The sequence below is a fragment of the Flavobacterium sp. C3NV genome (assembly GCF_046825355.2).
Classification (GTDB): Bacteria; Bacteroidota; Bacteroidia; order Flavobacteriales; family Flavobacteriaceae; genus Flavobacterium.
The window spans coordinates 15,111-34,687 of the sequence record NZ_JBKQBJ020000017.1 but is presented as its reverse complement, the minus strand read 5'-3'; the positions used below and the strand labels follow the sequence as shown (position 1 = coordinate 34,687).

17 protein-coding genes are annotated in these 19,577 nt (G+C 29.9%); all 17 read left to right on the top strand.

What is annotated here, in order from left to right:
* The first annotated feature begins 11 nt into the window (after window positions 1–11).
* The 17 genes from rfbB to ACIDC4_RS20395 all read left to right on the top strand — a co-directional run bounded on the left by rfbB (window position 12) and on the right by ACIDC4_RS20395 (window position 19,574).
* Entirely contained in the window at window positions 12–1,058 is a 1,047-nt protein-coding gene (gene rfbB, locus ACIDC4_RS20475; protein ID WP_412043713.1) for a dTDP-glucose 4,6-dehydratase, read from the top strand.
* Window positions 1,059–1,109: 51 nt separating this feature from the next.
* On the top strand, window positions 1,110–3,548 hold the full coding sequence (locus tag ACIDC4_RS20470) for an SLBB domain-containing protein (protein ID WP_412043714.1): 2,439 nt from the start codon (window positions 1,110–1,112) through the stop codon (window positions 3,546–3,548).
* Window positions 3,549–3,552: 4 nt separating this feature from the next.
* Entirely contained in the window at window positions 3,553–4,620 is a 1,068-nt protein-coding gene (locus ACIDC4_RS20465; protein WP_412043715.1) for a Wzz/FepE/Etk N-terminal domain-containing protein, read from the top strand.
* 20 nt (window positions 4,621–4,640) lie between these two features.
* The gene (locus ACIDC4_RS20460) at window positions 4,641–5,669 is read left to right on the top strand and encodes an FAD-binding oxidoreductase (protein ID WP_412043716.1); all 1,029 of its coding nucleotides are present in this window, start codon (window positions 4,641–4,643) and stop codon (window positions 5,667–5,669) included.
* Window positions 5,670–5,694: 25 nt separating this feature from the next.
* Window positions 5,695–6,471 carry a glucose-1-phosphate cytidylyltransferase gene (gene rfbF / locus ACIDC4_RS20455; protein WP_412043717.1) on the top strand — a complete coding sequence of 259 codons (777 nt, stop codon included), beginning with the start codon at window positions 5,695–5,697 and terminating at the stop codon, window positions 6,469–6,471.
* Window positions 6,465–7,550, top strand: a complete 1,086-nt coding sequence (gene rfbG / locus ACIDC4_RS20450) for a CDP-glucose 4,6-dehydratase (RefSeq protein ID WP_412043718.1) — start codon at window positions 6,465–6,467, stop codon at window positions 7,548–7,550. Before rfbF ends, rfbG begins: the two co-directional genes overlap by 7 nt.
* A gap of 9 nt (window positions 7,551–7,559) precedes the next feature.
* Window positions 7,560–8,096 (top strand): dTDP-4-dehydrorhamnose 3,5-epimerase family protein, encoded by a 537-nt coding sequence (locus ACIDC4_RS20445; protein ID WP_412043719.1) that lies wholly within the window; start codon window positions 7,560–7,562, stop codon window positions 8,094–8,096.
* Window positions 8,096–8,971 carry an NAD-dependent epimerase/dehydratase family protein gene (locus tag ACIDC4_RS20440; protein WP_412043720.1) on the top strand — a complete coding sequence of 292 codons (876 nt, stop codon included), beginning with the start codon at window positions 8,096–8,098 and terminating at the stop codon, window positions 8,969–8,971. Before ACIDC4_RS20445 ends, ACIDC4_RS20440 begins: the two co-directional genes overlap by 1 nt.
* A complete protein-coding gene (locus tag ACIDC4_RS20435; protein ID WP_412043721.1) occupies window positions 8,968–10,323 on the top strand; it encodes a protoporphyrinogen/coproporphyrinogen oxidase in 1,356 nt (451 codons plus the stop codon). Before ACIDC4_RS20440 ends, ACIDC4_RS20435 begins: the two co-directional genes overlap by 4 nt.
* 41 nt (window positions 10,324–10,364) lie before the next feature.
* On the top strand, window positions 10,365–11,669 hold the full coding sequence (gene rfbH / locus ACIDC4_RS20430; RefSeq protein WP_412043722.1) for a lipopolysaccharide biosynthesis protein RfbH: 1,305 nt from the start codon (window positions 10,365–10,367) through the stop codon (window positions 11,667–11,669).
* 180 nt (window positions 11,670–11,849) lie between these two features.
* Window positions 11,850–13,280, top strand: coding sequence for an O-unit flippase-like protein (wzx, locus tag ACIDC4_RS20425; protein WP_412043723.1), 1,431 nt, complete (start codon window positions 11,850–11,852; stop codon window positions 13,278–13,280).
* On the top strand, window positions 13,264–14,283 hold the full coding sequence (locus ACIDC4_RS20420; RefSeq protein WP_412043724.1) for a glycosyltransferase family 2 protein: 1,020 nt from the start codon (window positions 13,264–13,266) through the stop codon (window positions 14,281–14,283). The genes wzx and ACIDC4_RS20420 overlap by 17 nt, the downstream gene beginning before the upstream one ends.
* A 1-nt stretch (window position 14,284) precedes the next feature.
* Window positions 14,285–15,463, top strand: a complete 1,179-nt coding sequence (locus ACIDC4_RS20415) for a glycosyltransferase family 4 protein (protein ID WP_412043725.1) — start codon at window positions 14,285–14,287, stop codon at window positions 15,461–15,463.
* Window positions 15,464–15,472: 9 nt separating this feature from the next.
* Complete coding sequence (locus ACIDC4_RS20410) at window positions 15,473–16,102, top strand: DapH/DapD/GlmU-related protein (RefSeq protein WP_412043726.1); 630 nt, start codon at window positions 15,473–15,475, stop codon at window positions 16,100–16,102.
* Entirely contained in the window at window positions 16,099–17,394 is a 1,296-nt protein-coding gene (locus tag ACIDC4_RS20405; protein ID WP_412043727.1) for a hypothetical protein, read from the top strand. Before ACIDC4_RS20410 ends, ACIDC4_RS20405 begins: the two co-directional genes overlap by 4 nt.
* Before the next feature lie 15 nt (window positions 17,395–17,409).
* Complete coding sequence (locus ACIDC4_RS20400) at window positions 17,410–18,555, top strand: EpsG family protein (protein ID WP_412043728.1); 1,146 nt, start codon at window positions 17,410–17,412, stop codon at window positions 18,553–18,555.
* The gene (locus tag ACIDC4_RS20395; protein WP_412043729.1) at window positions 18,552–19,574 is read left to right on the top strand and encodes a glycosyltransferase family protein; all 1,023 of its coding nucleotides are present in this window, start codon (window positions 18,552–18,554) and stop codon (window positions 19,572–19,574) included. Before ACIDC4_RS20400 ends, ACIDC4_RS20395 begins: the two co-directional genes overlap by 4 nt.
* The last annotated feature ends 3 nt before the right edge of the window (window positions 19,575–19,577 follow it).

Here is a 19,577-nt window from a genome sequence, read left to right as displayed (position 1 = left end):
TGAAATTTAAAATGAAAAAAATTCTTATAACCGGTGGTGCTGGTTTTATTGGTTCACACGTAGTAAGGCGTTTTGTAAATAAATATCCTGAATACCAAATCTTCAATTTAGATGCATTAACTTATGCGGGTAATCTGGAAAATATTAAGGATATTGAAAACCAGCCTAACTATATTTTTGTAAAAGGAGATATAGTAGACGAGAATTTTATAAATGAACTTTTTTCATTACATAATTTTGATGGTATTTTGCATTTGGCAGCAGAGTCACATGTCGATCGTTCTATTGAAGATCCTTTAGCATTCGTAAAAACAAATGTTATTGGAACTATGAATTTATTAAATGCAGCCAAAAATCAATGGAAAGATAATTTTGAGGGGAAACGTTTCTATCATATTAGTACCGACGAAGTTTATGGTTCTCTTGGAGCGGAGGGACTTTTTACAGAAACTACTTCTTATGATCCTAATTCGCCGTATTCAGCTTCTAAGGCAAGTTCAGATCATTTTGTAAGAGCTTATGGAGAAACTTATGGATTACCTTATGTTTTAACAAATTGTTCTAATAATTATGGATCCTATCATTTCCCTGAAAAATTAATTCCACTTTTTATAAATAACATTATAAATAATAAGCCATTACCTGTTTACGGAGATGGGAATTATACTCGTGATTGGCTTTTTGTTGAAGATCATGCGATTGCTATAGATTTAGTTTTTCATAAAGGAAAAAATCATGAAACCTATAATATTGGAGGTTTTAATGAATGGAAAAATATTGATTTGGTAAAATTATTATGCCAAATTATGGATGAGAAATTAGGTAGGTCTGCAGGAACATCTCAGGAATTGATTACTTACGTAAAAGACCGACCAGGACATGATTTGCGATATGCTATTGATGCTTCGAAAATTAATAAAGAATTGGGTTGGAAACCTTCTGTTACTTTTGAAGAAGGCTTAGAAAAAACTATCAATTGGTATCTCAATAACGAAGAGTGGTTACAAAATGTCACTTCTGGTTCGTATAAAGAGTATTATCAAAAACAATATTCATAAACTTTAAGTAATTTTATTTAAACTAAACTGTAGGTTAAATTATAATTTCACATGAAAAAAATAACATACGTTCTTACGCTGCTTTTTATTTTATTGTTAGCATTTAATGCAAATGCTCAGGACATACTTAAATCAAAGGATTTAAGCACTGTTAAAGTTGATTATTTGTCTGATGATGATTTAGCTAAAATTAGTGCTCAGTTAAAAAGTAACAATGCAACAATTGATAGTGTAGAGTCAATGGCTTTATCAAAAGGGATGAGTCAAGCTGAATTTAATAAATTGAGAATTAAACTTAACGAATTTGATAAGAAAAATGCTAAAGGAGATGTTAATGATAAAAATAATAAACCTAAAATAGTAGATAAGGATTCTGAGTTTGGAAGAAAACAGGAGACAATTAAAAACGAGAAAATAAAGGATTCTGTAAATGCTTTAATTTTCGGCTCTGAATTATTTGATAATCCTACTTTAAATTTTGAACCTGATTTAAAATTAGCAACTCCTATGAATTACGTTCTGGGACCAGGAGACGAATTACAGGTAAGTGTTTATGGTGTTCAGGAATATAATGCCAGTATCCCAGTCAGCGTAGAAGGAAAGATAACGATAGATTACGTTGGTCAAATTTCGGTTTCGGGAATGTCAATCGAAGCAGCTACTCAAAAAATAAAAGCATCTATTGCAAGGGTTTATAGTACAGTAAGTTCCGGGCAATCACAAGTTAGTGTAAGCTTAAGTAGAATTCGTACTATTAAAATTACTATTGTAGGAGGAAAACAGCCAGGTAATTATTCTATTTCTTCTTTGGCAACAGTGTATAATGCTTTACATTTAGCGGGAGGACCAGGAAAGAATGGAAGTTATAGAAATATAGAATTAATTAGAAATAATAAAGTCTACAAAAATGTAGACATCTATAAGTTTTTGGTTAAAGGAGACCAATCTGATAATGTGAGTTTGAAAGATAATGATGTAATTCGAATTCCAGCTTATAGCCAGAGAGTTACAGTTGAGGGTGAGGTAAAACGGCCAGGGATTTTCGAGATGAAAAAAGGTGAAAAATTCTCTGATTTATTGAATTTTGCATCTGGTTTTAATGAATTTGCTTATACAGCTTCAGTAAATGTAATGCAGAAGACAGGAAAAGAATTCAAAGTGCATGATATAAATGAAAGCGAATACAATTCTTATTTGCCACAATCTGGTGATGTGTTTAGGATTACTAAAATTTTAAACCGATTTGAGAACCGTATTAAAATCGAGGGTGCAGTTTTTAGACCGGATTATTACTCTTATAATGAAGGAATGCGAATTTCGGATCTTATTGCAAGAGCAGAAGGTCTTAAAGAAGATGCCTATACAAAAAGAGCAAGGATTATTCGTTTAAAAACGGATTTAACTACAGAAATTGTTAATGTTGATTTAGCGGCGGCCTTATCAGGAGACTTAAATTCAGATATAGCATTAAAAAGAGAAGATATTGTAACCGTATATTCTATTTTGGATTTTAGAGAAGAATATAAGGTTACGATTGATGGAGAGGTTAAAAATCCAGGAGAATATGAATATTTTGAAAATTTGACATTAAATGATTTGGTTGTTCAGGTTGGTGGTCTTACAGGTTCAGCATCTAAAAGAGTGGAGATTGCAAGAATGGTAAAGTCTGATGAAATTGATGATGCCGATCCTAAACGTATCGAATTAGTAGAACTTGAAATTACAGCGAACAATAATGAACAAATTAAAAATTTTGTTTTAAAGCCTTTTGACGTTATTAATATTCGAAGAATGGCAGTTTACGAAAAGCCGGAAATGGTTTCAGTTGTTGGTGCTGTAAGTTATCCTGGTAAGTATGTTTTAGCGAATAAAAAAGAGACAGTCTATAACGTTGTTATGAGAGCTGGAGGACTAACATCTATTGCCAATTTAGATGGAATGAAGATTAAAAGACCTATTAAAAAAGAACAAATTGAACAATTAGAGCGCATTGATCTGAATTTATCAAAAAGTGATACTATTAAAGAAAAATTAAGTAAAAAGCTAAGTGAAGATTTAAAATATGTGACTATTCCTGTAAATTGGGAAAAAATTGTAAAGGATAAAAATCATTATTCAAATGTGACATTATTCCCTGGAGATGAGATAGAAGTAGCTGTTTATAATGAAGGGGTAAAAGTAACAGGGAATGTATTGTTGACTTCCGAAATACCATATCGAAGTGGAAAAGGATTTAAGTATTATATCAATTCAGTAGGTGGTGTAGATAGTAAGGGATGGAAAAGAAAAGCTTATATTATTTATCCAAATGGAAAAGCTGCAGTGACAAGTTCTTTTTTATTTTTTAAATCTTATCCTCGAGTAGAGCCAGACTCACAAATTGTAGTTCCTGAAAAACCTGAAAAGAAAAAAATGAGTGCTGGAGAATGGGCTGGTCTTGGTACTGCCTTTGCGAGTTTAGCATTGTTAATTGTTACAGCTTTTAAATAAATTAATGGATAATATACCTGTTAAAAATAACGAGATTTCCTTAAAAGAATTAATAAAGAAAGGAAAAGAATGGAATTTATATTTAATTTCTAAATGGAAAATAATTTTTTTAGCAGGAATTATTGGAGCTAGTTTAGGATTAACTTATTCTTTTATTAAGAAGCCCATTTATACAGCAACTTTATCTTTTGCATTAGAAGATGAAAAAGGTGGAGGGCTTGGTGGCGCTTTAGGTCTGGCAAGTTCGTTTGGATTGGATTTAGGAGGTAGTGGTGGTGGAATTTTTACTGGTTCAAACCTCACTGAATTATTTAAATCAAGAGCAATGGTAGAGAAAACATTATTGTCTCCGATTACATATAATGGAAAAATTATCTCTTTGGCCGAAATGTATATTCAAAACAATGAATGGAGAGAAAGTTGGGCTAAAAATCCTAAATTATCTAAGATTGAGTTTTTACCAAATTCTAATCGTAAATATTTTACAAGAACGCAAGATAGTATTTTGGGTAAGTTATACGAAGGTTTATCAAAGAATGGTTTGGCAGTTGGTCAGAAAGATAAAAAGGTTGCAATTATTAATATTGACGTTAGGTCACCGAATGAATTATTCTCAAAATATTTTTGTGAAGCATTAGCTAAAGAAGTATCTGTTTTTTATATTAACACGAAAAGCAAAAAATCTCGTGATAATATGCTTATATTAGAACGTCAAACAGATTCGATACGCAAGGAATTAAATGGAGCAATAACAGGAGTTGCCGTTGCTAATGATAATACTTTTAATTTAAACCCTGCACTTAATGTTCGTCGTGCCCCTTCTGCACGCAGACAGGTAGACGTTCAGGCTAATACTGCTATTCTTACTGAATTAGTAAAACAGGCTGAACTAGCAAAAGTTACTTTGCGTAAAGAAACTCCTTTAATTCAGGTTATTGATAGCCCTATTTTACCATTAGCAAAAGAAAGGTTTGGAAAAGCAAAAGGAATTATTATAGGAGGCTTTTTAGGAGGCTTTATGATGATTTTTTATTTAATCTTTAGAAGAATTTTGAAAAATTTAGTTAATTAAAGTTTTTGTTATAAAAAAACATGAAAAATTATACTTTAAAAGTTCAGGAAATTATAAAAGAAACTGATGATACTATTACATTATGTTTTAAGCAACCGGGGTTAAAAAAAATTAAATATCTATCGGGTCAATATTTAACATTACAATTTAGAATTAATGGTAGAAGGTATGTTCGGCCTTATTCTTTTTCATCAACTCCAACAATTGATTCAACACTTAATGTTACTGTAAAACGTGTGCAAGGAGGGGTTGTTTCTAATTATATTAATGACAATGTAAAAGTTGATGATGTAATTGAAGTGCAAGAGCCATTAGGGGATTTTATATTTGAAGAAGATGAGTCACTAAAATCAGTTGTTTTTTGGGGAGTTGGAAGTGGTATTACACCTCTTTTTTCTATGATAAAATTTTTATTAACTACGGAGCCATTAGTTAGTGTTCATTTAGTTTATGGAAATAAATCTACAGCGTCAGTAATTTTTTATGATGAACTGGAAAAGCTTAAACAAACTTATTTTGAGCGTTTTAAAATTTATTATTTTTACTCAAAAGAAGAGTTTTTTAATAAAGATTCGCATAATTTTCATGGAAGGATTAATTCTATTTTTATAAGTGAATTGGTGGAAAAGATAAATGAACCAATAAGACATTATATTTGTGGACCCATTGGATTAAAAGAAATAATCAAAGATTCATTACTTAGTATTTCAGGGAATTTGAGCAATTTGTTTTCCGAAGACTTTGAAATTGTTAAAAACCCCGAAGATTTTAAAGAAATCTGTAATCAAGATATCGTACTAAAATTTCAAGGTATTGAAAATAAAGTAGCTATTAATAAAGGTAAGTCTGTACTAGAGGAAGTATTAGAAATTGGTATCGAATTACCTTATTCCTGTCAAACCGGTAACTGTAGTACTTGTAAGGCAACTCTTAAATCAGGAGAAATGAAAATGATTGGATTAAGTAAGCCAAGGACTGATTTAAATGATAATGAATATTTATTGTGTTGTAGCTATCCGTTAACAAATAATGTTTATATTGAGATATAATAACAATTTAATAACAAAATAAATAATGAAAGTAGTAATTTTTGCAGGTGGTTTTGGAACTCGTCTTATGGAAGAAACTGAGGCTAGGCCTAAACCAATGGTGGAAATTGGAGGTAAACCCATTTTGTGGCATATTTTGAAAATGTACGAGCAACATGGTTATAATGAATTTGTTATTTGTCTTGGATATAAGGCAACTTATATAAAAGAATATTTTTATAATTATTATTTGCATAATTCTGATGTTACAATTGAACTGGCTAATAATAACATTAATGTTCATTATTCAGAAACTGAATCTTTTAAAGTTACATTGATAGATACTGGTTTGCATACTAATACAGCAGGAAGATTAAAACGTATTGAAAAATACGTTAAAGATGAAACCTTTATGCTCACTTATGGAGATGGAGTTGCAGATGTAAATTTATCAGAATTATTGAAATTTCATAAATCACATGGGAGATTAGCTACTTTAACGAGTGTTCAGGTGCCTGGTCGTTTTGGAAATTTGGAAATTGGGAATGATGGTGAAGTTGATAGTTTTATTGAAAAACCAGCTGGAGATGGAATGTGGATTAATGGTGGATTTTTTGTTCTAGAACCTGGAATTTTTAAATATCTTGAGGATGACGTTGAAGATGTTCAATGGGAAAAAGAACCCTTAGGAGCAATAGCGAAGGATCTACAATTAGCAGCATATAAACATAACGGTTTTTGGAAATGTATGGATGCTTTAAGAGATAGACATGAATTGGAAGCGATGTGGAGTTCAGGCAATGCAAAATGGAAAACATGGTAGACACATTATTTGAAAAATTAAAAAAGACATATAAAGGTAAGAAAGTTTTCTTAACGGGGCATACTGGTTTTAAAGGTGCTTGGATGTTAAAAACTTTATCTTTATTGGGAGCTGAGGTAAAAGGCTATGCATTGGCAACACAAACTCAAAATGATTTGTTTCATTTGATTGACGGAACCTCGATCTGTACTTCGATAATCGCCGATTTAAGAAATAAAAAATGTTTAGAAGCTGAGTTAATATCTTTTAAACCTGATTTTGTTTTTCATTTGGCTGCACAGCCTTTAGTACGCTTGTCTTATGAAATTCCTTCAGAGACTTTTGAAGTAAATGTAATTGGTACAGCAAATGTTTTGGATGCAGCAAATTTACTTGAAAACCCTTGTAGTGTTATTTTAATCACTACCGATAAGGTTTATCATAATAACGAATGGATTTATCCTTACAGAGAAAATGACAGATTAGGAGGTTACGATCCTTACAGTGCCAGTAAAGCCTGCGCTGAATTAGTAATCGACTCTTATCGAAATTCATTTTTCAATGTAAAAAATTATAATCAACATAAAAAAGCTCTTGCAGTAGCCAGAGCCGGTAATGTAATTGGTGGAGGTGACTGGTCTAAAGATCGTTTGATTCCTGATATTGCAAAAGCATTTTCTGTTGAAAAGCCGGTAACAATTAGAAATCCTCAATCTGTTAGACCTTGGCAACATGTTTTAGAACCAGTGTTAGGATATTTGATATTGGGACAAAAATTATATTCAGCCCCAACAAAATATAGCACAGCATATAATTTCGGACCACAATTATCAGATGCTTTACCAGTTGAAGAAATGCTGCAATTGGCAATTGAAAGCTGGGGGAAAGGTGAATATATAGTTGAACAGACAGAAGGGCAACCTCATGAAGCAGGATTATTGAAACTTGATATTAGTAAAGCTATTACTGAATTAAATTGGCACCCAAAAATGAATGCGAAACAGGCAGTCAGTATGACTATGGATTGGTATAGTGAATTCTTTAAAGGAAATAATATTAAAGAGTTTACAGATTTACAGATAAAATCTTTTTTACAATAAATAATTATTATGAATATTGAATCTACTGCTTTTAATGATCTGTTTGTGATGAATTACAATTCATTTAAGGACGAAAGAGGTGAATTTGTTAAGACGATCCATAAAGATACTTTTATAGATAATAATTTAGAATGGAATTTTACTGAAAGTTTTTATTCAGTTTCGCATAAAAATGTTTTTAGAGGAATGCATTTTCAATATAGCCCAAATGATCATGAAAAATTGGTTTATGTTGTTAAGGGATCAATTTTGGATGTCGTTCTTGATTTAAGACATAGTTCTGATACATATGGTAAGTATTATACAATTCAGCTGTCTGATATAAATAGAAAAGGAATTTATATAGGAAAAGGATTTGCTCATGGTTTCCTGTCTTTAGAAAACGATACAATTGTGGAATATCATACAACAACGGTACAAAATAAACAAAATGAAGGTGGGGTAAAATGGAATTCTTTTGGATTTAATTTGCCTATTCTGGACCCTATAATTTCTTCACGTGATATTTATTTTGAAGATTTTGATGCCAATAAAAAGTATTTCTAATGAATATAATTATAACCGGAGCTACCGGATATGTTGGAAAAAATTTGATTTCTGCATTTTTAGAACAGACAAATTATAAATTATTTGCGATTACCCGAAATACTTCAGATTTACCAAAAGAAGTTATTGTTATAAAGGATGATTCAGATTTGGAGAAAAATATCGTTTCGGCAAAGCCGGATGTAGTGATTCATTTAGCATCATACCTTACTTCAAGAGCAGAAATTGAAGACATAGAGAAGCTAATAAGTTCAAATATTACTTTTGGAACAAAATTATTAAACGCATTAAAAACTGTTCAATTAAAGTGTTTTATAAATATAGGTAGTTTCTCGGAATTTCATTTTAATGACGGAGTAATCAATCCCACCTACCTCTATTCTGCGACTAAATCAGCATTTAGGCCTATACTTAAATATTATTCCGAGATCAGTAAATTTAAAGTGGTGAATGTGACGCCATTTTCTATTTATGGTGGGATTGATAGTCAGAAAAAAATAATGGATATTTTATTTGATGCAGTAGATGCTAAAGAACCTGTAAAAATGTCTGATGGATTTCAGTCTTTAGACTTTATTCATATTAATGATGTTGTTGATTTTTTTGTTTATCTGAGTAATAATTTTGCACTTTTTGATGAAGAAGAATTGTATTTAGGTACCGGAAAATCCTATAATTTGAGAGAGATTGCCGCTAAGATTGAGCAGATTACAGAAAGAAAAATCAACGCAGATTGGGGAGCTCATCCTCCCAGAGCGAGAGATACTAACCACGCATGTGCACCTATTGGTAAATTAAAAGAAAAATTAAATTGGCAACCTAAAATTACTATTGAAGCTGGTTTAGTGTTAAAATATAAAGGTAAAGAGGTATGATATTGATTTTAGGTGCTGGCTTAGCCGGTATAAGCTGTTCTTATCACTTGAAACATAATTGTCTGGTGGTTGAAAAAAACAGTTATTCAGGAGGTCATATTTACTCGCACAAAATAAATGGTTTTACATGGGATGAAGGTCCGCATGTTTCTTTTACCAAGCAGCAATATGTCAAAGATTTATTCGATTTAAGTGTAGAAGGAGAATTTTTAGAATATCCTGTTTTTCCAACTAATTATTATAAAGGGCATTGGGTAGCGCACCCAGCTCAGTCTAATTTATATGCGGTTCCGGAACCTACAAGATCAAAATGTCTCTCTGATTTTTTGGAAACAAGAAAAAATATTGATAATCATGTTCAGCCGGCTAATTATGATGAGTGGATTAAATTGGCTTTTGGTGATGAGTTTTCTAATGAATTTGTAAAAAGTTATACAAAGAAATACTGGACATTAGATCCTGAACAACTGTCTACAGATTGGGTAGGAGACAGAGTTTTTTTCCCTGATGTGGAAACAGTTAAAAAAGGCTTTGAAGGTCCGCTTGACGAATCGACACATTATATAACAAGTGTTCGATATCCAAAAACAGGAGGATATTATAGTTATACGAACCTTTTGAGAAAGGACATGAATATTCAATTTAACAAATGCGTTAAGAGAATAAACTTAGAGTCAAAAACAGTTTATTTTACTGATGGCACCGAGCAAAAGTATACAAAACTCATTAATACACTACCTTTGCCGGAATTTGTAAAATTTCTTGATACTACTGAGGAGGTACAAGATGCAGCCAAAGATTTAGCATGTTCAGAACTTTTGTTGTTAAATTTTGTGGTTAATCATCCGGCAACAATTGATTCTCATTGGTTGTATGTTTATGATGATGATAAATATGCTACTCGAATCAATTTTACAGAATTATTATCCCCTGCTAATGGAATTCAAGGAAAATGTGGAGTTCAGGTTGAAGTTTATTTTTCAAAATATAAAGAACAAGAAGAAACAATTGAACAAATTAGTAAAAAAGTAGCAGAGGAACTTATCGAGATGGGACTTATTAAAAATGAAAGCTATATAGAAGAGGTTAATACCAACTATATTAAATATGCAAATGTTATTTTTGACCATAAAAGGCAAAAGTCATTAAATACAATCCTTGATTATCTAACAGATTTTGGGCTATTACGAGAAAATGATGATTTAACTCCAGCTACAGATTGGAGTAAAAAGGAGGTAATGATAAATAAATTTGGGGATATTATTTTAGCAGGGAGATTTGGGCAATGGAAATATTATTGGACGGACGATTGCATACTCAGAGGGAAATATATTGCAGAAAACATAAATTAAAATTTATAAAATAAAAAAGAATATTATAAAAACGGAAAGAAATGGAATATAAAAATATTGATGATACACTTAAAAGCCAATTACTACCATTTATTGGAAAAAATATAGGGAAAGAAATAAAACCAGGAGTTGATTATATTCCTGTAACTGGAAAAATAATAAGTGCTGAAGATATTTTAAATGGAGTCGATGCAGCAATGGATGGATGGTTAACAGCTGGTCGTTTTGCGAATCAATTTGAAGATGATTTTGCTAAATATTTTGGCGCACACAGATCCTTGCTTGTTAATTCAGGATCTTCTGCAAATTTAGTTGCATTTTATGCTTTAACATCTCCAAAATTAGGAGCCCGTGCTATCAAGCCAGGTGATGAAGTAATTACGGTTGCAGCAGGTTTTCCTACTACAATTAATCCGATTATCCAATTTGGAGCTATTCCTGTATTTATAGATATTGATATTGCAACACATAATGTAAAGGCTGATATGATAGAGGCAGCAGTAAGCCCTAAAACGAAAGCTATAATGATTGCCCACTCTTTAGGTAATCCGTTTGATTTGGATGAGGTTATGCGAGTGGCAAAAAAGCACAATTTATGGGTAGTCGAAGATGATTGTGATTCACTTGGAGCTACATATAATGGTAAAAAAACAGGGACATTTGGAGATATTGCTACTTTTTCATTTTATCCAGCACACCATATTACAATGGGAGAAGGAGGAGCAGTACTAATAAATAATCCTGTATTGTCAAAATTGGCAGAAAGTTTTAGAGACTGGGGTAGAGACTGTTATTGTGAACCAGGAAAAGATAATACGTGTGGATGTCGTTTTGATCAACAGTTAGGTACTTTGCCTTTTGGATACGATCATAAATATACTTACTCTCATATTGGTTTTAATTTGAAAGTGACAGATATGCAGGCAGCTTTTGGAGTTTCACAAATAAAAATGATTGATCATTTTGTTGAACGTAGAAGAGAAAATTATGCAGCCCTATATGAACGAATGAAAGAATTTGAAGAAGTATTTATACTTCCTGAACCAACTCCAAATTCTGATCCTTCATGGTTTGGTTTCTTGCTTACTCTTAGAGAAGGTGATGCGGCAGATAGACATATGTTAGTTCAGCATCTTGAAGAAAAGAAAATTGGAACACGCTTGTTATTTGGAGGTAATTTATTGAGACAGCCAGCTTATGCAAATATTGAACATCGCGTAGTAGGAGATTTGACAAATACAGATATTATAATGAATCAGTCTTTTTGGTTAGGTGTTTGGCCAGGTTTAAATGAAACTCATTATGATTATATAGCTGATGTGATTAGAGAATATTTGAATGATTAATTTTGTTAATTAAGTAGATGTCTAAAATTTGTGAATCGCTGATGTTTTGAATTGTTACGATAAATAGTGTCACAACACTTTAAGTAAATTTAAAGAATATGATTTTTTTAGACAATGTTAATTAAATAAGTGTTAAAGTAGGATTGTGGTAAATAAATATAATAAATTATAATAATTATAATGTCAATAAAAGTTTCGAAGAAAGATATATATTGGAGTTTTTTTACACAGTTTTTTTCTATTACTTCTGGAATTATCACTTTACCAATGATTCTTAGAATGTTAAGTGTTAATGAGATTGGTATGAATTATTTGATTCTTAGTGTAGGTTCTTTAATCACACTATTTGATTTTGGATTTTCGGCGCAATTTGGCCGTAATATTTCTTATATTTTTGGAGGTGCTCAAAAGTTACAAAAAGAGGGATTTGATAGTGATAGTTATAAAAATAATAAAGGATTAAATTATAAACTGTTGGCTATAATGATCAAAACTACTAGATATGTTTTTGCCCGTTTGGCATTTGTAATCTTAGTATTTATGTTGACTTTAGGTACATTATATATTTACAAAGTTACTGATGGTTTTTCAGGCATTAAGAATTCAGCTCTAATTTGGGTTATTTATTGTTTTTCTGTGTTTTTGAGTGTTTATTATTCTTATTATACTTCATTGTTGATAGGAAAGGGAATGATAAAGGAGTCCCAAAAGGCCATAGTGTATTCAAGAATATTGCAAGTCTTTCTTACTTTTTTGTTTCTCTTTTTTGGTATGGGTCTGTTAGGAGTTGTTATTTCTAATTTTATTTCTCCTATTTTAGGGCGTTATTTATCATATAAGTATTTTTTTACTGACGAAATGATTAGTGCTATTTCAAATCAAAAGATTGAAAGAGTTGATGTTTTAGATCAGTTTTCTATTGTTTGGTACAATGCAAAAAAACTTGGTATAGCATCTATGGGGTCCTATGCTACTAGTAAATGCGGAATATTTTTGGCTGGGATGTTTCTTTCGCTCGATAAAATTGCATCTTATGGTTTAATGATACAGCTTTTTGGAGTTGTGATTTCAGTGTCGATGGTTTTTACTACTGTTTACCAACCTCGATTTTCTTTTTTGAGATTATCAAATGATAAAGAAACTCTTTTGAAAGAATTTATCTTGAGTGTATGGGTTTTTTATATTATTTTCATTTCAGGTGCCATAGGAATATTGTTATTTGGTACAGATATATTAGCGTTAATAGGTTCACATACAGGATTGCCTACTCTTGAAATTATGATTGTTTATTCTATTGTTATGTTGTTAGAGTTAAATCATTTAATTTTTGCAGGTTTTATAACTACAGGTAACAAAATTCCTTTTATACCTGCTACACTGACTTCAGGTTTTTTTATTATTTTGGGAACTATGTTGGTCTTAAAGTTTACCTCTTTACAACTTTTGGGTATTATTATTGTTCAAGGAGTTGTGCAACTTTGTTATAATAATTGGAAATGGCCATTGGTTGTTTTTGAAGATTTTAATATAAACCTAAAAAAATATATACATATAGGTTTTAATGAAATTTATAAAAAATATTTGATAATAAAATATGATAGACAAAAATAATAATGTTTTTTTAAGTATATGTATTCCTACATACAATAGAGATGCGAAACTATTGGAGCTTGTAAAAGGAATACTTATGTATGAAAAAGATGATATTGAAGTTGTGGTTGTTGATAACTGTTCGACTGATAATACAAGTAATTTTATAGGAGAAATTTCGGACAATCGTTTGAAGTATGTTCTTAACGATAAGAATGTCGGGGGTGCTGTAAATTTAGTAAAGTCTTTAACATATGGGCGTGGTGAATTTGTGATGCTATGCGCTGATAGAGATAGGATTGATCATTTCAATATTTCATTGTTTATTGAACATCTTAGTAAGGATGAAGATCTTGTATTTGGACAAGCTATGTTGAATTTAAATAATTCTTTAAATGAAAATATATTTGAGAAGGGATTTCAATCTGTTTTAAAATTTTCTTATAAATTTAATCACCCAACTGGGTGGTTTGCAAAAAATAGTGTTTTGAAAGATCATAAAATTTTAGAAAAGGGTATTGAAAATTATGGCTCTTTTCCGTACCTTTTGGAAATTCTTAGAGCAGAATTATCTATGTTTGGTAGATCAAAGCTTATATGGATTCCTTTGATGCACACAGCAACCATGGAATATATTAAGAACAATACAAGTAGTTTTAGTACAGGAGAAAATGTTTATTTTCATCCTAAAAACTATTCTGGATATTTTAACACCTATATACAACATTTATATAAGCTCAATTTAACAAAACAAGAAAAGAGATTTATTTTAAAAAAAATTTATTTTTTAGTTCTTAATAATTCAACCATTGGATTTAAAAAAAACATGAACAATGCAGCTCTAACTTCACATTATTCTATGGCAACTAGAAATGTTTCTGTTTTTGAATTAATAAATATTTACATTGGCTTTAATCGCAATTTTTTTAATGTGAATTTTGATAAAAAACTTCTTTGGAAAATAGTTTTTTTATTGGAATGTCATTTATTAACATTGCCTAAAGAAATACTTAAAAAGGTTTAATATGACTAATATAAATACTAAGAATGAAAAGAAAAGATTAGTAAGTCTATTTTATTTTAATATTATGTTCTCAGGAAAAGATATGTTTCTTGTTCCAAAATATTTAAGCGATTATTTGAACTTTCAAGGTGAAATTGTTTATCCAAAGAGTAAAGAAAATGAGATGTTTTTTGGAGAGTACCGTGGTGTAAAACTCGTACCAATACGTTCGCTTAGTAACTATTATTCGACTTTGTGGAGTGAAAAAGAAATGGCATGGTGGTTGATAAGAAATGCAAAAAGTATTGATGTATTATCATTATTTTGGCTAAATCATAGAAATTTAATTTTTGCTAAATTATATAAATTATTAAACCCTAAAGGGATATGTTATATTAAAGCTGATTTAGGTTATACTGATTTTAGTAAAAAATCGGTAGGTCTTAAAAATAGTATTAAAGTGTGGCTCCATAAATCCGTAGATATATTATCGGTAGAAACTGAGGAAAACTATAATGGAATTATTGAGGGAAATTGGGGGAATCATTTAAAAAAAGCCACTGTTTTAATGTCAAATGGCTTTGATGTTGAACTTTTTGAAGAAACCAATATAGTTAGACGCAATTTTTCTGAAAAAGAGAATCTAATAATTACTGTTGGAAGAATTGGCCATATTGATAAAAATAATGAAATGATGTTGGCTTCAATTGATGGTGTCAATATTGGAAAATGGAAATTCATGTTGGTAGGGCCTGTGGAGGATAGTTTTATAGCAGTATATGAGAGTTTTTTACTAAGGAACCCAGATAAACGTGGAAAGGTAATACTTACAGGAGCCATATTTGATCGAAAACAATTGTGGGAGATATATAATAAAGCTAAAGTATTTCTTTTAACATCTCCAAAAGAAGGTATGCCGATGGTTTTTTCAGAAGCCTTAGCTTTTGGAAATTATATTATTAGCACAAAAGTGAGTAGTACAAAAGATATTTCAGCTAATGGAAATTTAGGTAAAATTATTGGGATTGGGGATGTTGATGCTCTAAAGGAGGCTTTGAAAGAGGTTTTTGAATTAAAAGTTGATTTGGAGAATAATTATAAAAAGGCAATTAGTTTATCTGAATCAAAGTTTAATTGGAGAAATCAGATTACCATTATTGGAGATAGAATAAAGGAAATAGGGGATAGTAAAAACAATTAAAGTTTTAACATGAAGAGAGTTGTTAAAAAAATATTTCAAAAAATAATGTTTATCTTTTATATATTATTTTCTCCAAGAATTTTTGTTTTTTTCAGGTTAAGATTCAATCAATTATATTCGATGTGGAAGGCTTATGAATTTCAAAGTACTGGAGAAAATTTTACTATAAAATATCCTTTATACGTTCACGGAGCAAAATACATTACGATTGGAGAAAATTTTAATTGTGATTTAAAATTACGTTTAGAAGCATATGATGAACATTTAGGTATTAAATTTTTTCCAAAAATTATAATAGGAGATAATGTTAGTATAAATTCTGATTGTCATATTGGAGCTGTAAATGAAATCATTATTGAAGACGGTGTTTTAATCGCGAGTAAAGTATTTATTACCGACCATTATCATGGTGAAATAACATCAGAAGCAATCAATTTACCTCCAGCAGAGAGAAAATTATATTGTAAAGGAACAGTAAAAATAGAGAAAAATGTTTGGATTGGTGAGGGTGTAGCTATTTTACCAAATGTAACCATAGGAGAAAATAGTGTCATCGGAGCAAATTCAGTGATAACAAAAAATATTCCAAAAAATTCAGTTGTTGGAGGAAATCCAGCAAGAGTAATAAGAACATTATGAATAAAAACGTTGTTTTTACTATAGTAGCAAAAAATTATATAGGGTTAGCCCAAATACTAGAACAATCCTTGAAGGATAAAAGTCCAGATACAGATTTTTTTATTATCGTGGCAGATTTTTTTTTGGATGATTTTGATATAAAAAAATTACCATCTAATATTTTAATAGCTAAACAAGAACTAAACATTTCTACCAAGCAATGGGTAGATATGAGTTTTAAGTATGATTTAACTGAATTTTGCACGTCTATTAAACCTGCTTCATTTTCGTTTTTTTTAGAAAAAACGAAATACGAAAAAATTATATATCTTGACCCCGATATTTATATATACAGCAGTCTCGATCCAATTTATCAAATGTTGGAAAACCATTCTATAGTTCTAACACCTCATATAACGGCTATTCAAGATGTTTTTCAAGGAGAACGTTCTGAAAGTGGATTAATGAGTACAGGAGTTTTTAATCTTGGTTTCTGTGGAATAAAAAGAAGCATTTCTGCAAATAAAATGATTTCGTGGTGGCACGAACGTTTGTTGGATAAATGTTATTTTGATTCGTATGAAACATATTATACAGATCAAAAATGGATGGATTTTTTGCCATGTTATTTTGATAGTAGTGAATTATATATTTCTCGTCATTTGGGAATGAATATTGCACCATGGAATTTTTTCGAGCGTGAAGTTTATAGGGAAAATGAAAACTTGAAAGTGCGTAATCGAGAAGCTAATTCTAAAAAAGTTAGTGATCCTGTTATCTTTGTTCATTATTCAGGCTACAATTATAACGAGATGAAAAAAGGAAATGTAGTTCAGAACAACATATCTAACATAAAAGATTATGATGACATAAAACTCCTGACTGATGTTTATGCCAATGCAATTTATAAAAATAGAGAAATATTTGATAAGTACATTCAAGAGAAATATTCTTTTGCGACATTTGAAAATGGAAATGCGATTAAGGGTTTTCATCGTCGCATTTATCGTTCTTTAGTCGAAAAAGGACTATTGTTCGATAATCCTTTTTCGATTGCTAGCGATTCATTATACCAAAAACTAAAAGCAAAAGGTATGACAAAATCATCAAGTATTAATTTGGATAAAGCTACAAAAGACAATTTGCAAGGGGTAGGTAGAAAACTAAAAATGTTTAATATTGCTACAAGGTTTATTTATAGATTGATAGGATTTGAAAAATATCTTCTTTTGATTCGATTAATGCGACCTTTTGGTCGTTTTGAATCACAAATTCATTTGCTATCTTCAGATTTTGATAAAAAAAACATTTAGTATTAAAAGGGTTTAATGATAGAATTAATTATCAATCTTTTTTCTGAAGGTAAAATTTATTTATTTTTTTATCTTTTCTTTTTTGTTTTAGCTGTTTTGGAAATAACAAATGACGTAAAGCCTTATAGAAATGTTTTGGCATTTATTTCAGTTTTTTTTCTGATGTTTTTTACTGGGTTAAGATGGGAGACAGGTACTGATTGGTTTTCTTATAAGGAGCTATTTGACGATTTAGAATTAAATTGGTTTTTTCTTTTAAATGTTTTTTCATTTGATTTAGGATATGTTATTCTTAATGCAGCTGTAAAGATATTTACAGATAATTATACTATATTTTTGTTGATTGATAGTATAATTGCACTTGGAATTGTTTTTTGGTTTTTAAAAAAATATTCTCCAAATCCCAATATTTCTATTTTTGTTTTTTATAATGCATTTTTTGTTGCCCAGTTCATGGGAAGTAATAGAAGAATTATATCTTTAGGTTCAGCACTATTTGTATTTTATTTTGTAAATCAAATTAAGTATAAAAAGTATGCACTCTGGCAATCATTAGCTTTTTTATTTCATCGAACTTCAATTATACTTATAGTTACGTGGTTCATTCCTAGACAACGGTTCTCAACTAAAAAAATTTTTAAAATCCTGCTATTATGCCTAGTTGTTGGAATTTCTCAACTACCTTTTAAGTTAGTTGGTTTTTTAGGTGAAGCTTTATCTGCATTCAGTACTAATCCTTTTGTTGATAAAATGCTATTTTATTCTTCAAATAATGAAGAAATAGTTTCAGAAAATACTAATCCAATTATTTTGATGACTTTATCTGTTATTAAAAGAAGTATTTTTATAGCTTTTTATTTGTATGTTGTAAAAAAGAATAAAGGTGTTTTAGATTATCTGTCAGATTATTTTTTGAATATTTACATAGTTGGATTTGCTATATATCTATTATTTAACGGTTCTCCAATATTTCAGATGATTTCAACTTATTTTACTTTTATAGAAATTGCTTTAATAGGTCGTTTTTGGAGTTATGCAGATGTGAAAACAAAATTAATTTTTCTTGGAGTTTTACTGCTTTATGGTTTCTTCCAGTTGCTGAGTTCTTTAAATGCTTATCCTGAATTATATATACCTTACAAACTTTACACAAGTCAATGATAATAAAAAAAAAAATATTATTTATTACGGGATCTTATCCACCAGATGTTTGTGGAGTTGGAGATTATTCGGAGAGATTATTTAATGCTCTTAAAAAAGACAATGATTTTTTTCAATTGTTTTACAAAAAAAATTGGAATGTTAGTAACTTGTTTTCTTACCTAAAAGATATTAAATCTAAAAAAGCTGATTTACTACATTTTCAGTATCCTACGGAAGGATATGGATATAGCTTTTTACCATTGTTATTAATGTTTTTTTTGCCTAAGAAAAAAATAATTATTACTATTCATGAATTGTCAAATAGAACTTTTAAAGCAAAAATATTTACAATGTTATTGCTTTTCTTTAGTAATAAAATAATAGTTACAAACGAGACTGAATATACTTATCTTAAAAAAACACCAATTTTAAATAGAAAAAAAACATTTGTAATTAATATTGGAAGTAATATTCCAAAGTCTAAAAATTACGCAAAAAAAATTTCAGAAAGGAAAATTGATTTGGCTTATTTCGGACATATACGTCCTATAAAAGGGATAGAATCTTTTATCGCTGTAGCTAATCAATTTTGTGGCATAAAAGAATGTGCTATAATTGGTCAAAATCTAGAAAGATACCAGTCTTATTTATATGAATTGCAAAATGAATCTAATTGTATAGATTATTTATTAAATGGATCTGTAGAAGAAACAGCAGATAATTTATCAGATTGTAAAATTGTATATCTTCCTTTTCCGGATGGTGTTTCATCAAGAAGAGGCTCACTAATGGCAGCAGCTTTAAATGGCTGTATCATTATTACAACATATTCTGATGATAAGGCAATTAATGATTTTTTTAATAAGTATTGTCATCTTGTAAATAATGAAGAAGAAGCTAAAAATATAATTGTGCAGTTGTTGGATGGAAATATTTGTACAGATAAAAATGTATCAGAATTAATGGGTTTGTTTTCGTGGGAAGAAATTTCAAGAAAACATTTTGAGATCTATTTTGATAAAACTAACGGGAATTAGATT

Coding starts and splice junctions, on each gene's coding strand:
- ACIDC4_RS20435 (WP_412043721.1), top strand. CDS start 8,968: ATGATATTGATTTTAGGTGCTGGCTTAGCCGGTATAAGCTGTTCTTAT.
- ACIDC4_RS20410 (WP_412043726.1), top strand. CDS start 15,473: ATGAAGAGAGTTGTTAAAAAAATATTTCAAAAAATAATGTTTATCTTT.
- rfbH (WP_412043722.1), top strand. CDS start 10,365: ATGGAATATAAAAATATTGATGATACACTTAAAAGCCAATTACTACCA.
- ACIDC4_RS20460 (WP_412043716.1), top strand. CDS start 4,641: ATGAAAAATTATACTTTAAAAGTTCAGGAAATTATAAAAGAAACTGAT.
- rfbG (WP_412043718.1), top strand. CDS start 6,465: ATGGTAGACACATTATTTGAAAAATTAAAAAAGACATATAAAGGTAAG.
- ACIDC4_RS20405 (WP_412043727.1), top strand. CDS start 16,099: ATGAATAAAAACGTTGTTTTTACTATAGTAGCAAAAAATTATATAGGG.
- wzx (WP_412043723.1), top strand. CDS start 11,850: ATGTCAATAAAAGTTTCGAAGAAAGATATATATTGGAGTTTTTTTACA.
- ACIDC4_RS20400 (WP_412043728.1), top strand. CDS start 17,410: ATGATAGAATTAATTATCAATCTTTTTTCTGAAGGTAAAATTTATTTA.
- ACIDC4_RS20465 (WP_412043715.1), top strand. CDS start 3,553: ATGGATAATATACCTGTTAAAAATAACGAGATTTCCTTAAAAGAATTA.
- rfbB (WP_412043713.1), top strand. CDS start 12: ATGAAAAAAATTCTTATAACCGGTGGTGCTGGTTTTATTGGTTCACAC.
- ACIDC4_RS20395 (WP_412043729.1), top strand. CDS start 18,552: ATGATAATAAAAAAAAAAATATTATTTATTACGGGATCTTATCCACCA.
- ACIDC4_RS20470 (WP_412043714.1), top strand. CDS start 1,110: ATGAAAAAAATAACATACGTTCTTACGCTGCTTTTTATTTTATTGTTA.
- ACIDC4_RS20440 (WP_412043720.1), top strand. CDS start 8,096: ATGAATATAATTATAACCGGAGCTACCGGATATGTTGGAAAAAATTTG.
- ACIDC4_RS20415 (WP_412043725.1), top strand. CDS start 14,285: ATGACTAATATAAATACTAAGAATGAAAAGAAAAGATTAGTAAGTCTA.
- ACIDC4_RS20420 (WP_412043724.1), top strand. CDS start 13,264: ATGATAGACAAAAATAATAATGTTTTTTTAAGTATATGTATTCCTACA.
- rfbF (WP_412043717.1), top strand. CDS start 5,695: ATGAAAGTAGTAATTTTTGCAGGTGGTTTTGGAACTCGTCTTATGGAA.
- ACIDC4_RS20445 (WP_412043719.1), top strand. CDS start 7,560: ATGAATATTGAATCTACTGCTTTTAATGATCTGTTTGTGATGAATTAC.